At 63.8% G+C, this 14,182-nt stretch carries 17 protein-coding genes; 10 read left to right on the top strand and 7 right to left on the bottom strand.

Annotated elements, in window-relative coordinates:
• Positions 1–197 precede the first annotated feature (197 nt).
• The gene (locus ACWEKR_RS35105; protein ID WP_452358173.1) at positions 198–1,052 is read right to left on the bottom strand and encodes an alpha/beta fold hydrolase; all 855 of its coding nucleotides are present in this window, start codon (positions 1,050–1,052) and stop codon (positions 198–200) included.
• A gap of 77 nt (positions 1,053–1,129) precedes the next feature.
• Between ACWEKR_RS35105 and ACWEKR_RS35100 the strand changes: the two genes are divergently transcribed.
• From ACWEKR_RS35100 to ACWEKR_RS35090, 3 genes are all read left to right on the top strand, one after another.
• Complete coding sequence (locus ACWEKR_RS35100) at positions 1,130–1,873, top strand: TetR/AcrR family transcriptional regulator C-terminal domain-containing protein (protein WP_452358172.1); 744 nt, start codon at positions 1,130–1,132, stop codon at positions 1,871–1,873.
• Between the two features lie 143 nt (positions 1,874–2,016).
• Complete coding sequence (locus tag ACWEKR_RS35095; protein WP_195068176.1) at positions 2,017–2,448, top strand: type II toxin-antitoxin system Rv0910 family toxin; 432 nt, start codon at positions 2,017–2,019, stop codon at positions 2,446–2,448.
• A gap of 77 nt (positions 2,449–2,525) precedes the next feature.
• A complete protein-coding gene (locus tag ACWEKR_RS35090) occupies positions 2,526–3,425 on the top strand; it encodes an SDR family oxidoreductase (RefSeq protein WP_195068175.1) in 900 nt (299 codons plus the stop codon).
• Between the two features lie 28 nt (positions 3,426–3,453).
• Here ACWEKR_RS35090 and ACWEKR_RS35085 read toward each other — a convergent pair whose 3' ends face one another.
• The 3 genes from ACWEKR_RS35085 to ACWEKR_RS35075 form a co-directional block, all read right to left on the bottom strand.
• Entirely contained in the window at positions 3,454–3,864 is a 411-nt protein-coding gene (locus ACWEKR_RS35085) for an MlaD family protein (protein ID WP_280247457.1), read from the bottom strand.
• Between the two features lie 119 nt (positions 3,865–3,983).
• The gene (locus ACWEKR_RS35080; protein ID WP_452358171.1) at positions 3,984–4,613 is read right to left on the bottom strand and encodes an IS110 family transposase; all 630 of its coding nucleotides are present in this window, start codon (positions 4,611–4,613) and stop codon (positions 3,984–3,986) included.
• Positions 4,614–4,710: 97 nt separating this feature from the next.
• Complete coding sequence (locus ACWEKR_RS35075; RefSeq protein WP_280247458.1) at positions 4,711–5,379, bottom strand: TetR/AcrR family transcriptional regulator; 669 nt, start codon at positions 5,377–5,379, stop codon at positions 4,711–4,713.
• 373 nt (positions 5,380–5,752) lie between these two features.
• Here ACWEKR_RS35075 and ACWEKR_RS35070 point away from each other — a divergent pair, with 373 nt between their 5' ends.
• The 5 genes from ACWEKR_RS35070 to ACWEKR_RS35050 all read left to right on the top strand — a co-directional run bounded on the left by ACWEKR_RS35070 (position 5,753) and on the right by ACWEKR_RS35050 (position 9,685).
• Positions 5,753–6,235 carry a flavin reductase family protein gene (locus tag ACWEKR_RS35070; protein WP_228820719.1) on the top strand — a complete coding sequence of 161 codons (483 nt, stop codon included), beginning with the start codon at positions 5,753–5,755 and terminating at the stop codon, positions 6,233–6,235.
• Positions 6,236–6,285: 50 nt separating this feature from the next.
• Entirely contained in the window at positions 6,286–7,134 is an 849-nt protein-coding gene (locus tag ACWEKR_RS35065; RefSeq protein ID WP_452358170.1) for a fumarylacetoacetate hydrolase family protein, read from the top strand.
• A gap of 44 nt (positions 7,135–7,178) precedes the next feature.
• Positions 7,179–8,375, top strand: a complete 1,197-nt coding sequence (locus ACWEKR_RS35060) for an acyl-CoA dehydrogenase family protein (RefSeq protein WP_280247460.1) — start codon at positions 7,179–7,181, stop codon at positions 8,373–8,375.
• Between the two features lie 169 nt (positions 8,376–8,544).
• Positions 8,545–8,967: a TetR/AcrR family transcriptional regulator gene (locus tag ACWEKR_RS35055; RefSeq protein ID WP_452358169.1), complete on the top strand. Its 423-nt coding sequence runs from the start codon at positions 8,545–8,547 to the stop codon at positions 8,965–8,967.
• A 469-nt stretch (positions 8,968–9,436) separates the two neighbouring features.
• Positions 9,437–9,685 (top strand): helix-turn-helix domain-containing protein, encoded by a 249-nt coding sequence (locus ACWEKR_RS35050; RefSeq protein WP_452358168.1) that lies wholly within the window; start codon positions 9,437–9,439, stop codon positions 9,683–9,685.
• A gap of 26 nt (positions 9,686–9,711) precedes the next feature.
• On the opposite strand, the gene ACWEKR_RS35045 is transcribed toward ACWEKR_RS35050, so the two are convergent.
• A complete protein-coding gene (locus ACWEKR_RS35045; protein ID WP_452358167.1) occupies positions 9,712–11,049 on the bottom strand; it encodes a YhgE/Pip domain-containing protein in 1,338 nt (445 codons plus the stop codon).
• Positions 11,050–11,591: 542 nt separating this feature from the next.
• Between ACWEKR_RS35045 and ACWEKR_RS35040 the strand changes: the two genes are divergently transcribed.
• Both ACWEKR_RS35040 and ACWEKR_RS35035 read left to right on the top strand, forming a co-directional pair.
• Positions 11,592–11,723: a hypothetical protein gene (locus ACWEKR_RS35040; protein WP_267468592.1), complete on the top strand. Its 132-nt coding sequence runs from the start codon at positions 11,592–11,594 to the stop codon at positions 11,721–11,723.
• A gap of 203 nt (positions 11,724–11,926) precedes the next feature.
• Positions 11,927–12,442 carry a hypothetical protein gene (locus ACWEKR_RS35035; protein ID WP_452358166.1) on the top strand — a complete coding sequence of 172 codons (516 nt, stop codon included), beginning with the start codon at positions 11,927–11,929 and terminating at the stop codon, positions 12,440–12,442.
• Positions 12,443–12,557: 115 nt separating this feature from the next.
• Here ACWEKR_RS35035 and ACWEKR_RS35030 read toward each other — a convergent pair whose 3' ends face one another.
• Together ACWEKR_RS35030 and ACWEKR_RS35025 are read right to left on the bottom strand one after the other, a co-directional pair.
• Positions 12,558–13,325: a 1-acyl-sn-glycerol-3-phosphate acyltransferase gene (locus ACWEKR_RS35030; protein ID WP_452358165.1), complete on the bottom strand. Its 768-nt coding sequence runs from the start codon at positions 13,323–13,325 to the stop codon at positions 12,558–12,560.
• Between the two features lie 423 nt (positions 13,326–13,748).
• On the bottom strand, positions 13,749–13,901 hold the full coding sequence (locus tag ACWEKR_RS35025) for a hypothetical protein (RefSeq protein WP_452358164.1): 153 nt from the start codon (positions 13,899–13,901) through the stop codon (positions 13,749–13,751).
• Positions 13,902–14,182 lie beyond the last annotated feature (281 nt).

The raw sequence follows: 14,182 nt of genomic DNA, 5'->3' as shown, positions 1-14,182 counted from the left end.
CCACCAGCACCACCTCCACCGGCAGCATCACCGGCAACAGGTCCACGATCAACCCGACACCCGGTTACCGAGGCAACCTACTTGGACGAGGCACTCGTAATGCGTGATCCTGTCACCGCATTCGATGAAGTCACCGCGCAGTCCGGCACGTGTGGCCTGGTCCAGGTGACGGGTTTCGCCGGGCACCACGAATTACTTCATGACCTTCCCTTCTTCGGCGAGTTCGCCTCGGCTGTCAAAAAGTTCAGTAGCGCGCTGGCCACCCATTCCGGATCTTCGTCGGGGAGCAGGTGGCCGCCGCTGGGATGAATCCGTTCGAGGCTGCCCGGTATATCGCGCGTGAAGAACTGTCCGTCGACGGACGCGCTGCGCAGCACCAGCGTCGGCGCTGCGATGGCGGGGATCTCGGTGGTGCGGTCGATCTGGTCGGTGTTGGCGAAGTCGATGAACGCCTCTTGGTTGCCGGGCCGGGTCAGCATCGCGTGCACCCGGTCGACCATCGCGTCATCCACCACCGACTTGCGCGACCCGACCGCCGAGCGCAGATTGCGTTCGGTGGCCGAGCGAGACGCCAAATTCCGCATCAACACCCGACCGATCGGGTTGCGCGCCAGGCGCAGCGCCAACGGCAACGACTTGCCCGGGTAACCGGTGGCATTGATCAACACCAGCCGATCCCCCCGCTGCTGATGATCCAGCGCGAAGTTCCAGGCGATATTGCCACCGAGGGAATTGCCGACCACCGACGCCTTGGAGACCCCGATGGCGTCCAAGAACGCGGCAACCGTCTCCGCGTATGTCTGTATCCGGTAGTCCCGGTCGGCGCGCGGACCCGTGAGCCCGAAGCCGGGCAGATCCGGGCGAATCACATCGAACGACGACGACAACGCTGCGGCCACCTCGTCGAAGCAGTGCAGCGAGGAGCCGCTGCCATGCAGAAGCAACACCGCAGGCCCCGTCCCGGCCCGCTTGTAGTGCAGGTTACGGCCCTCGATGATCGCGAAGCGCGAATCAGGATCGATGTAATCATCGGCGGCTGCTCGTCTACTCATAATGGTTACAGTGTTGCCCGTGCATGACCGCAGCTCAAGTGATAATGGCAACAATGTGACCATTATATAATGGTCACGTGTCCAGACCGTCGATGCGCAACAATGCGAGTGTGACCACCGCCGATTCAGACGCCGCCGAGACCCCGGCACGCCGCTCCCCCGGCCGCCCACGGGTCCCCTTCGACCGGATCGTGACGACCGCCCTACGCATCATCGACGAGGAAGGCGCCGATGCACTGTCGATGCGCACACTCGCCCAACGCCTCGAAACAGGCACCGCCGTGCTCTACCGAGCAGTCGCCAACCGGGCCGAACTCATCGCCCACGTGGTCGACTCGGTCCTCGGCGAGATCGAGATCGACGACAACGCGCCCGATGACGACTGGCAGCGCGCATGCATCACCGCCGCAGAGGCCATCTTCGCGGCTCTGCACCGTCACCGCGGGATCGCGCCCCTGCTCATCGAGCAGGTGCCGATCGGACCCAATTCGCTCATGTTGCGCGAGCGAGTCCTGGCCCTACTGCTCGCCAACGGCTTCCCCCCGAAGTCTGCGGCACTCGTCTACGCCACCATTGCCCGCTATGCCGTCGGCTTCGCCGCCCAGCTCCAAGGCCACGACACCGAAGCTAACATCGACCCCACCCCACTCACCGCGCTCTACCGTCAACTCGATCCAGCGCGATTCCCCGCCACGATCGCCGTCGCCGATTGCCTGCCCAGGCAAACCCTGGAAAACGAATTCCGCTTCGGCCTGCAGCTGCTCGTCGCGGGCCTCGTGCCGCTGCACGACGCGGCGACCGGCGGGGTGGACCTCACCTGATTCGTCCGGATGTCGCTGCCTTCGATCCATCTTGGCGCTCGGTTCTAATTCGGATACACTGTATCCGAATTAGTTGTTCGGACTCCGCGCGGCGACAGCCGTCGTGCGCGAGATCGCGAGTGTGCCGCGAACAGGAGAATCGCATGCGTACCGTGCAAACCAGCGCCAGCTACAAGGCCAGTCCCGACGAGGTTTGGAAGGTCCTCGGCAATCCGTCGCGCTGGGGCGATTGGCTTGTGATTCACAAGTCGTGGAAGAGCGCCGTCCCAGCCCAGCTCGCCAGTGGCGACGCCGCTACCGCAAACGCGAGCGTAATGAACATGCCGGTCACCATCGACTGGACTTTCGAGAATGTCGACGCGCCGCGCTCGCTCGCCATGGGCGGAACCACAAGGGCAGGCGTCAAACTGGCACTCGCTATCAGCCTGCGAGGCGAGGCCGAGACCACCGCGGTCGAGGTAACAGCCAGTATCGACGGCGGGATGATCGACGGCCCCATGGGCGGGGTCTTCAAGAACTCGCTCGTCGGCGCCCTGGACAAATCGCTGAAAAAGGCTCAGGGGCTCGTCGCCTGATATCCGTCAGCCGCACCGCGCGCCGTCTATGGCCCGCGGCTCGGGATAGATTCGGTCATACCGGAAAGGTGGTTCGATTGAACGAGCCAAGGAAAACCATCGCCGCGATCGGGTGTTCGGGCCAAGTGGCCGAAGTCTTCGTACGCGGCCTGCTGGCGCAAGAAGTCTCGGTCCGTATCCTCGCCCGCGACGCCGATACGCTTGCGCGTCGCTATCCCGAAGCGACGATCGTCGCCGGCAGCATGATGAACACGGACGATGTCGCGCGGGCAGCCGACGGCGCGGACGCGGCATTCTTCTTGACACCGATTGCGCGGCAGAATGACCCTTCAACGGAGTTCGAGGCCGCGAACGCTGTGATCGCCGGCGCCAAGGTGGCCAAGCTGAGACACCTGATCTACACCTCTGCGCTGGGAGCTGGCCGGAACACCGGCGTCGGTGTTCTCGACGCCAAATTCGAGGTCGAACGTTTGTTGGCGTCGAGTGGCATCGGCTACAGCGTGCTGCGATGCGGATCATATATGGAAGATGTTTTCGACCCGCGGCTGGATCTGCTCAACAAGGGCAGGTTCTTGTTGCCAATCGATAAGTCGCGCCACATCAGCTATGTGAGCCAAAAAGACGTGGCCCCGTTCATCGTGCAAGAGTTGGTCTGCAAGGATCGTGTGATAAATGGGGATATCGACTTCGTCGCACCACGAAGTTACGCCGTCCACGAGGTCGAGCAATTGCTGACGACAGCGGCGGGCCGCACCGTCAAAGCGTCGCCGCGGTTCCCCACCTACTACCTTTTCCTGGCTGCTCTTCCTTATTTCCGCTGGCGCGGAGACCGACTCTCATCGATCATTCCCCTGGTTCGCTACTGGGACAGCCACGGCTCCGTCGCATCGGAGAATACGGTCGGAGCCTATGCACCGTCGTTCCATATGACGACCCTGGAAGAGCATCTCACCAGCCTCTTCCAGCACCAGAAATAGGCCCATTTCAGCTGTTCCATCAGATAGGTCACCTGCCTGGCCACCTCAGGTATCGAGGTCGGCGTCCGGACGGCCCGCGTGTCGATGTGTTGTCCGTCGCGCAGATACGGGGCGGCGCGTCCTTTACGGGCGTGAATTGGACCTGTGGTTCGCCGAGCGCGGAGAGGTTTTCGATGCTGACCGTGCTTGCCACCGGGATGTGGCAATCGTTACGCACTCGCATGCTGACCTGGACGCCGTCGTCGCCGTTGCGCACGGAGACGACCTTCCCCACGCGAACCCCGAACAGCAATACCGGTGATTGCGGACCGAGGCTGCCCGAATTGGTCAGTGTCATCGTCAGTTTGGCGTAGCTGGTAAACCAGTCGACGCCGACTACGTCGAAGGTGAGGTAGGCGAGAGCGAGCAGTACTACCGCGGCGATGCTGCTCAATGACAATGCGGGACCGGGGATTCGTGATTTCGACGCACTGCTCCGATCATGCGCAAGGTATCGATGATCCGACTGGTTTGTTGCCGGGAACGGTGACGGTTTTCGCGGGCAGCGCGGCCAGAATCTCATCTATTAGTCGCGCGCCCATGCGTGGGGCGTGTTTGGTGGCGATGGCGGTCAGTTTGCGTCGGCCGGAGGCCCGGATCCCCTTGGGACCGCCGCAGCGCGAGAGGATTTCCAGGACCGCTGGGTGCGCGGGGGCCGAGCACGCGTTCGAGAGCGGGGTGGATGCCGGTGAGCAGGCCACGAATGCGATTGCTGGTGCGGGTCGCTTCTTCGGCGAGGTCGTCGTCGAATCCGGCCAGGACACCGAGCTCGGTCAGGGTGTAGTCACCGATGTCGACGCGGCGCAGAGTGTGGGCATGGTGCGGGCCGCGTCGGCGATGATGTAGGGCATTGGTCTTGGCCTGACCTGGGTAGAGATCGGCGATGCGGTGCATCGCCAATCCGGGCACGTAGGCCACGTCGTGTCCGCAGGCGCGGGCCACGATCACCGGTAAGGCGCCGATCGTGTTCGGCTGGTCGACCACGATCAGCAGTGGCCCGTGGGCGGCGAGCTTGTCGAATACCGCCCTCAGCCGGGACTCGTCGTTCGGCAGTGCCTTGTCGAACACGCGCTTGCCGTTCGGGTCGAGACCGACCGCGTGGTGTTCGCCTTTTCCCAGATCGTCCCCCGGCACCGATACCGTGCCCAAACCCGGCACGGAAGGCGCCGAGGCCGCCTCCGCGCAGCTCACCTCGCCACTCCGGAGTCACCCACAACGAGCTATCCGCGAAGATCCTTACTGGACCTCAGGATCTATAGAATTCGTCGAGCAACGGCCGAAGCGCAGAGTCCACGTCGAGAGTGGGGTCCAGTGCGGCGGCCGAACGCAGCGCCGCAACAGTCAGTTCCATCAGGCATTCGACCACCGTGTCGACGTCGAACGGCTCATCGTTCTGCAGCCAATAGACGGCAGCCTCGTCGATCGCGCCGACAATCGACCGGATCATCAAGCGTAAGGCCTGATTCTGCGGGTCGAGCCCCAGCAGCGAGATCCAAGCCTCGATGGCCTGCCACCGGCCCGCCTCGAGCACCTCCCAGGCCTCGGGATCAGCGCCCCGACCCCCTAGCACCAAGCGCAGGGCGAGCCCGCGATGAGCGGCCAGAAACCTGAACTGCGCGGTGAACGCGCTGCGGATCTGCTCGACCGGCGATATTTCGGGACGCAGCACATGGGTCTGCAGTACGCGATTCGACGTGTCCCGTATCGCCTCCAAATAGAGGCCACGCTTGGTGCCGAAGTAGTGGAATACCAGCCCATGGGCGGCATCGGCGGCCCGGCAGATGTCGGCCACGGCCACCTCGTCATAACTGCGCTCGGCGAACAGTTCGACCGCGGCATCGACGAGGCGCTGCCGGGTTGCGGCGGCCTGCGCGGCGCGCGAGGTCAGTCGGCTCTTATCGGTCGTGCTGGTCATTGCGCCCTCCATCACCGAACACCTCTCCGCCCGATAGTGCCGGGTGACCTGGGAAAAAAACAAGTTGATTCCAAGTCGTTGACATCAAATCCATGAAATGGTTACGCTACCGCCAGATCACTTGATGTGACCCGACTCACCCATCCGCCGCAGCAGCAGAACCGGTACATCGCACCGGTGCCGCGCATTGTTCAGGGCGGATCGCGACAAGGAGGCGACCATGGATGCCGGGAAGAAACTGGCCCGAATCGGCAGGCAAACCACTCGCCTCCCCAGTACCACGGGACCGCTGTCCGGCGGAACTCGGCTCCCGGGGTTCCCGCGGAGTTATTGGCTGAGCAACAGCTTCGGGACCGAAGCCACGCCTTCACCATTGACCACGCCCAGCGGTCCGGATCAATTGCGGCTGACGTTCGGCTGTTTCCCCAGTGGCGTCATCGCAGTCTGCGCAATGCGCAACCAACAACCCACAGGTATGGTGGTCAGCTCGTTCACCTCGGTGTCGCTGGACCCAGCGCTGGTGTCGATCTGCATCATGAACAGCTCCCAGACCTGGGCTTCGCTGCGGGATGCGCCCAGGCTGGGGCTCAGCATCCTGGGTGACGAACAGGAGCCGACGTGTCGGCAATTGGCGTCGCGCTCCCCGGATCGCTTCGCGGACGTGGAATACGAGTGCACCGCCGAGGGCGCCGTGTTGCTATCCGGCGCGACAGCCTGGCTGGACTGCGCCCTGCACGACGAGTTCCGCGCAGGCGATCACACGATCGTCGTGCTCGCCATCCGGGGCCTCCACGCACATCCCACCGCACGCCCCCTCGTATTCCACGGCTCACGGTATCGCCGTCTCATCACCTGAAGGACATCGAATTCAGGGATATCGCAACATCTTTCATCCAATGAGCGACAGTGAAGATCGGTAACCTCGGTGATCGCCTGGTCATCGTGATGGCAGCCGGAGCCGTCGACGTCGAACGCGCCAGCGGTGACCGCTTCGCCTCGGATCCCCAGGCGGTCTACGAGCATTGGACCGCGTTCCGGGAGTGGGCCCACGGCGCCGACCTGGCCGCCGCCGAGCCCTTGGACCCGGCACGCCTGCGACCTCCGGTGGCACGCCCACCACAGATCTTCGCCATCGGACTGAACTACCGCCAGCACGCCGCCGAGTCCGGTCTCGACCTGCCGAGCGACCCGCTCGTGTTCACCAAGTTCGCGAGCTGCCTGACCGGTGCCTACAGCAACATTCCCGTACCGACCGACGGAACCGCCGATTGGGAGATCGAGCTGGCGGTCGCGATCGGTGTCGGTGCCCGCAACGTCTCGGCCGACCGCGCCTGGGAGCATGTCGCCGGGGTCGCGGTGGCCCAAGACATCTCCGGGCGCGCCATCCAATTGCGAGGTCCCGCACCGCAATTCAGCCTCGGAAGATCTCTTCCCGGCTACGGCCCGATCGGCCCGTGGCTGGTCACCCTCGACGAGCTGCCCGATCCCGATGACCTGCAGATGACTTGCACGCTCAACAGAGAGGAAGTGCAGAAGACAAGTACCGATGACATGATCTTCTCAATGCCGCAATTGATCTCGCAGTTGTCGGCCTTACTCCCGCTGCTGCCGGGTGACCCGCTGTCCACCGGCACGCCCGCGGGCATCGGCAGCGCGATGAATCCGCCGCGCTTCCTGGAGCCCCGCCAGACCCTGATCAGCCGGATCGACGGTGTCGGCGAACTGCGAAACCGCATCGTTGCCGCCGACCCGTAGTGAACCTACCGAATTTCGACCACCACAGTACCTTTGGAGTACGCATGACCACCGTAGAGAATGACAGGACCGAGACCATCGAGGATGTGCTCACGCGCATCGCCGAGTTGGCGCCGCTGATCCGGAAGAATGCCGCCGCCGGCGAATCGGACCGGCGAGTATCCGAGGAGACGATCGCGGCGCTGAAGGAAGCCGGAGCGTTCCGCATCGTGGCGCCACGGCGTTTCGGTGGCCTGGAGGCCAGCTTGCGCTCACTGCTGGATGTGTCGTCGGCGATCGCCGAGGCCGACGGCGGCGCGGCATGGGTAGTCACGCTGTCGAACACCAATGTCTGGACCTCTGCCCTCCATCCCGGCCGCGGCCTCGACGAGGCGTTCGCCGACGGTCCCGACACGATTGTTTCCGGCGTGCTGGCACCCTCGGGCAAAGCCCGCAAGGTGCCCGGCGGCTACCGGGTGGACGGACGCTGGCCATATGCCTCGGCCAGTCTGCACGCCGATTGGACTACCAACGGGGCACTAATGGTCGACGACGACGATCAGGTGCTCGACCAGGTCGCGGTGGCGATCCCCCGGGCAGACTTCCGGGTCGAGGACACCTGGTACGTCGCGGGAATGCGCGCGTCCGGCAGCAACACCATCGTCGTCGAGGACGTGTTCGTCCCCGAACATCGCGTTGCTTCGCTCGGCCCGTACCTGGCTGGTGAGCACATCTCCGCCCATCCCGATGCGCCCCTCTACCGGGGGGCCTTGACGTCGTTTCTGAATACGGCGGTCACGGGGCCGCAGTTGGGTCTCGGTCGGGCCGCGCTGAATCTGGTCCGCACCAAGGCGGCGGAAAAGGCACTGGCGTACACCACGGTAACCCGGCAAGCCGACTCCGTCGCCTTCCAAATGCTGGTCGCCGAGGCCGCGATGAAGATCGAAACCGCCCACCTGCACGCCTACCGTGCTGCCGATGACGTCCAGGCGCACGCGGACGCCGGAGTGTTCCCGGAGCTCATCGCCCGCGCCCGGATTCGCGGTGATGTCGCGATCACCTTGCGCAGTATCAACGAGGCGCTGAACATCCTGCTCGATGCACACGGCGCCGCATCGTTCGCCGACGTCAATGCCATGCAGCGGATTTGGCGCGATTCCAACGTTGCCGCGCGGCACGCGGTGACCCTGCCGCACGTCTCGATGGAAACGTACGGCAAGGCGCTGCTCGGCATCCCCGAGCACATCACACCGCTTATCTGACAGCAGGTCGATCCAACGGTCGTAATCGTAATCCCGCCGAGGGCGTGCAGGCCACTCCCTCGGCGGCGGTGACGCTTCGCCGAATGCGACTCGGACCAGGCGCAGGTACCCCCGAGCCAGCGGGCCGCTACGGTAAGTACTGAACCGTACTTCCCAGGGAGGAGCCGCCGTGACCGAGAACGCGCCCATTCGGCGGCCGCGCATGACGCCTGATCGCGAGCACGAGCTGCTGACCGCGGCGCCGGATCTGCTGCGCAAGGTCGGATACAAGGCGCTGTCGATGGATACCCATGCGGCGCGGGCACATTGCAGTAAGGCGACACTGTATCGAATGCGGCCGACCAAGCCACAGCTGATCGCCGCAGCCCTGCGCGCCACCGGGCCGGCCGACGCGAAAGATATCGATACCGGAAGCCTTTGGGGCGACCTGGGGGCCATGGCCGACCGGTTCGTACCGCGCGCACAGCAGGACACGGCACTGATCGCCGCGCTCGACCACGCGATAATCACCAATCCCGACTTGGCCGCGACCCTGCGAGCCGTCCTGCTCGAGCCCGACACCGCCGATCTCGCCCGCGTACTTGGCCGATGATAGCGACCATACCCTCGAAAGCTATCGCGTCGGGCCCAGTGATCGGGATGCGGCGGCCGAGCAGGGTGTCGTCGGACATGGCGTGGGCGATGACATCCGCGACGTCTTGTTCGTGGATGACTGCCTCGGCATAGCCGGCGTACGGTCCGAAGACGGTGTCACCCCTGGCGATCTGGCTGCGCCACATCGTCAAGGCGACAATGGTTCACTAGCGTCAAGAAAGGCGGGACGACCGACAGCTCAACACGGTACGCGAGCTCAAGGAGTGGCCTGGGACGAGTGCACTCATCGTCGGTGCATGCCTGCCGCGCCCGTACTCATTGTTGAGGTAATACAGAGGTAGTCGCGCAGCGTCGACTTGAACGGTAATTGTGAATTCTTCTGATATGGCATGTTTTTCGGCGATCAACGACTCAGAATACTAGTGTTCCGCGCCCTGAAATCCGTTCTTTACTCGTAGGATTCGGCGGTGGCAAGGACGGGGCGCCCGAGGTCGGGGCCGGATTTGGTGGTGACCGAGGCGCAGTGGCGGGAGTTGGTGTGGGGTGCGCGGGCGGCGACGTCGACTCAGGTGTATGCGTTGCGGTGCCGGATAGTGCTGGCGTGCGCGGAGCCGGGTGCGGCGAACGCGCATGTTGCGGCTGCGGCGGGTGTCACGCCGATGACTGTGGCGAAGTGGCGGCGCCGGTTGCGACCTCTCCGGGGTTGTGAGGGTTAAACCGCCGGGGACTCGCGTCACATCGCTTATGCAGCCACGGAATCCATGTCTTCTGCGACCGTCGCGTCTGTCGGTTTGCGGTGCAGTCCTTTGTGGTCGTAATAGCGGGTGGCGGTGGCGCCGAGCACGAGGCCGATAGTCAGTCCGATGAGCGTCATCCAAACCGCGCGACCAAGGCCCGAATCGGCTTCGGCATTGAAATACAGGATGGCGCGAATACCGAGGTATGCCTGGTGCATTGGTTCGAAGCGTGCCAGCCATACAAGACGTTCGGGAATCGCTTCGATTGGAACGGTACCGCCGGAGGTAGGTAGGCCGAGAACGACAAAAAGGACCAGGTTGATAAGTAGCCCCATAGTTCCGAATACAGCGAGGATCGACAGCGCTGTGACCCCAACGGCGATAATCGCCATCGTGCTGTATAAGAAAAGCGCCAAAGGACGGTCGATGGGTGTCCCCAGCCAGTGCGCTACGCCTATGTAGATGCTGGCCACGATCGGAGCGACGCCGACGACGATGCTCCACTTGAGCATCAAGGTGCGCAGCCGCGAGATCCGTGCGCGAGGAACGTGAAAATACAACGGGCCGAGTTCGGTCGGTGCGAAGCCGAGTGACGAATCCACCATACCATTGATCACCATCGCACCGGTGAATCCGCCTAGCAGCACTAGCAAGGTGTAAAGGAACGCGACCAAACCGTCTCCTGTCCCCGGAGGCAGCGGATGATTTGGGGCGACTACGAGTTTGACCGGTTCGGCGAGCATCAGCCGACTGAGACCGGCCATTGCTGGCGCTTGGCCGCTGCCCGATTGAATTTGGGTTTGCATCATCGTGGTGAGCTGCGTGCCGATGGTTCGGTTGATCTGGCCGAGTGCGTTCTCCGCGATGGTGCGCCCCATTGAGGCTGCGAACGATCCGACAGGGGGGTTGGTGATTACGGTGATCGTCGGGCGGCTGACATCGTCGTACGCGACGCTGGCCGCGCTGAAGATCGCCAGTCGATGGGTGAAGTCGCTCGGGATGACAATGGCACCGTAGAGGGTTCCGTCATCGAGCTTCTTCTGTGTTTCGGCCATGCCAAGAACCTGCAGGTCGACCTTGTCGGCGGGTATGTGCTCCACGAGCGCATCGGAGACCTGTTGACCTACATTCGTGACGTGGCCGCCGAGCATGTCGCCTTGGTCTTGGTTGACCACAGCGACCGGGAAATCGTGCATGTGTTTCGCTGGGTCCACGACATATGCCAGATACATCGTGGCTAACAGCGACATAAGCAATGAGACCACCACCGCTGGGCCGACCCACACCCGTGGGTGTAGCCGCTGGCCGTCCGCGGTGTCGCCGCTGGTTTTCGATTCAGTCATGGTCGGTGCCGTCCTCCTTGTTGTACGCCTGGACATTGCCAGCTGTCGATCACGTAGGGGCGGCGCTCGGTGCCGCTCGGATCCACACCCGAGGTCCGATGTCGGCAGCCCACCGGGCCGGCGCGGTACAGCATTGAGTGCTGAAGCAGACGGCAACCGGCATGGCAAGCCATTTTACTGCCCCAGGCCAATATCGGTTACAGCGTTCCCGATATTTCGGAGCCGCGTCAAGGCTTACTGATGGTTTCGTGATGAGCTGCACAACGGTGCGGCGATTATCTGCGGCGGACAGAGTGGACAGCTGTAGCAACATCTGTCATGGCGACGTCGGCTATCGCTTGTGCCGCGTGGACGGGATACCTGTCCGGCGACCCCGGTCGGCGCCGCGATCGGCATCGCCCTCATGGGCTCGGTGTTCTCGAGCCACTACACATCGTCACTGCCCGCGCTGGATCAACTGCCGCCCGCAGCCGCGCACGCGGTCGAATCCTCGGCCGCCGCAGGGCTTGGCCGCCGCGCAACTGCGTCCACAAGGTGAACCATTGGCCACGGCCGTTCGCTCGGCCTTCATCGACGGCCCATCGGCCTCGCTGATCGTGGTGGCGGTCATCCTCGCGCTTGCCGCCCTCGGCGCCCTGTTCCGCGCACCCCGAACCCAAACCTCCCCGCAGTAACCACCCGAGCAGTCCATTGAATGGAGTTCCCATGCACCCGTATGGGAACTTGTCGAAAAATCGCGGTTCCCGCCACAGTGGCCGCGCTCGCCGCGAGCGCGGCGCTGATCGCCGGTTGCGGCAGCTCGAGCGATGCTACGAGCGCCCAGAGCCATGTAGCCTCCGCGCCTGCAACGACTATGGATGGAGAAACCACAGACCAGATGACCGTCGCCGCGGACAAGGCCGGACGCCAGTGGGCCGCGGCGCAATCGGCGACTCTCGCACCCGGCACAAAGGTCTACACCGAAGGCGCCGGCCAGTGCACGACCAACTATGTGTTTGCCGACGACGCCGGCAACTTCTACCTGGGGCAGGCCGCACACTGCGCGACCACCGGCCAGTCGAACGCCACCGACGGCTGCACTTTCGGCAGCCTCCCGCTCGGCACCATTGTCCTTCAGCCGCGATGGCTCACCCTTCGCGCAGGGTGCATCCATCGGCATCGGACAACTCGCCTACAGCAGCTGGCCGACCATGCAGCAGCGCGGCAAGACCGACCCGACGCGCGCGCCCTCAACGATATCGCGCTGGTGAAGATCACCCCCGAACTGGCCGGGTCGGTGAACCCGAGCCTGCCGTACTGGGGGTGGCCCGGTTGGCCTCAACACCACCGGGACCGGCTCCGGAGTACCGCCCTCGCGGCCAGGGATGAACCGCCTCGGGTCGGCAACGGCTAGTTGGCGGGCGCTTGAGATGGCAGCCAGAATCTGCTGGTCATCGGCAGAAGTTTGCGCTTCGTCTACCGACGAACTGGGGTAATGCCTCGACGCCGACAGCGTACGTGAAATTGCCTCAGTAGCTTAGTAGTGCGCCGTCGAGGGCTTGCTGCATGCGCGCGGAGGCCATTCGGCTGATTTCTGTTGGACGGTTGGGAAGGTTGGTGCACGGAGAGTCGAGGTAGAAGCTGGCCGACTTCACGTCGGCGGTGTCGAGACCGTAGCTCAGGCCGATACATACCAAAGTCGGTGCGATACCGGCATCTCGTGCGCGTGCGAGGATGTGCCCGATACCGGTGCCTATCGGCTGCACTCGGCTGGGGTCGGTTTCATTGCAGGTTCCCTCCGGGAAGATCGCCAGGTCATCGCCGCTGGCCAGACGGTATACGCAGGTATCTATCATCTGCATTCCGGCGGCGTGTGCGGCGCGTATCCCGTGGTCCTTGCGGCGGAAGACGGGGATGCCGCCCATCGCGTCGATTCGGGTGCGGTGCTGTGGATCGTTGAACAGCTCGTCCTTCGCCAGCACTCGAATGCGGCCGATCCTCGGGCGGAACACACTGCGCCAGGCGAGTCCAGCCAAGAGGTAGGGGTCCTGGGTGGTGAGGTGATTGATGGAGATGATCAAGCGCGCGTCCGCGCGGATCAGCTGCGCCAACTCGGCGCGGGCGCCGTCTGCATACGTCACCCTGGGCCGGAAGCGATGGCTCATGACGGCGCAGGACAGCTTTGCTCGCAGGAGGTCTGGACGATGCTCGCGGTAGAAATCGTAAACCGCGTTCCGATTGTCGAAAGTGACAGCGGGGGCACCCGAGACGCGAGTCTTGGTTGATCGGCCGAGCATGGCGAGCTTTCAAATCCTAATCGTTAGAAGGGATAAAGATTTCCGAGAGCTGGCACGAACGGCTGGCGACGGGGAAGTTCCCTGACATGAACACAGCCGTAGCGGCTATGAGGACCGTTCTGTCCGCGGGACGGGCATGTTCGGCGCGTGTGCGTATCGACGCGACCGCCACAATCTTGGCTGCCCCGAAGAACAGGAACTCGGCCGCCAGCATGCACCTGAGCACGATCGACCCGATATTCATGGCCGCACTCCGACCAATACTCGTCATGGCGCTCGGTGACCAGCTGAATTGCCTTGGCCTTTGTCTCTGCGTCGCAGATTCGGCGGCTACGGATGACACCGCCCCCCCCCGGCGGGCCGAGGCAATGCCGCCAGTTCGCAGACAGCACCCGGGTCGATCACGGCGACGGCGGAACAGCATCATGACTTGGCCGCCGATATCTTCGGTCTACTGGTGTCGTGGTGCGAGATCATGAAACCGGGGAGGACGACCTTGCCCACGCAGTCGAGCACCTCTGTGTCGGCGTCCAGATCAGGCCCCACCTGAGCGATCTTGCCGTCCTCGATGAGCACATCTGCGCGTTCGCAATCACCCAGCGCCTAGTCCATCGTGAGGACAATTCCGCCGCGCAGCAGCAAGCGACCGTCAGGATTCATGACCGCCTCCGATCCGACACAAGTGCGAGGGGCAAAGTGCATCCATCATAATGGTAACAGTGTTGCCATTATTGGGCTCGATGTCAACAGGCGATGCCGGTTCCGAGCGCGGAGGGCGTGGAAGCCAGTGCCGTCGACGAGAACGACTCGTGGACGGGCTCGGAGGGCGCGCCGCAGAGTGATTCACTCGAGCCCGA

This window comes from Nocardia sp. NPDC004573 (assembly GCF_053602135.1).
The sequence above is the reverse complement of the archived record's forward strand: the minus strand, read 5'-3'. Positions and strand labels throughout refer to the sequence as shown.

Coding starts and splice junctions, on each gene's coding strand:
- ACWEKR_RS35045 (WP_452358167.1), bottom strand. CDS start 11,049: ATGACTGAATCGAAAACCAGCGGCGACACCGCGGACGGCCAGCGGCTA.
- ACWEKR_RS35035 (WP_452358166.1), top strand. CDS start 11,927: ATGACCGTCGCCGCGGACAAGGCCGGACGCCAGTGGGCCGCGGCGCAA.
- ACWEKR_RS35105 (WP_452358173.1), bottom strand. CDS start 1,052: ATGAGTAGACGAGCAGCCGCCGATGATTACATCGATCCTGATTCGCGC.
- ACWEKR_RS35060 (WP_280247460.1), top strand. CDS start 7,179: ATGACCACCGTAGAGAATGACAGGACCGAGACCATCGAGGATGTGCTC.
- ACWEKR_RS35075 (WP_280247458.1), bottom strand. CDS start 5,379: ATGACCAGCACGACCGATAAGAGCCGACTGACCTCGCGCGCCGCGCAG.
- ACWEKR_RS35095 (WP_195068176.1), top strand. CDS start 2,017: ATGCGTACCGTGCAAACCAGCGCCAGCTACAAGGCCAGTCCCGACGAG.
- ACWEKR_RS35030 (WP_452358165.1), bottom strand. CDS start 13,325: ATGCTCGGCCGATCAACCAAGACTCGCGTCTCGGGTGCCCCCGCTGTC.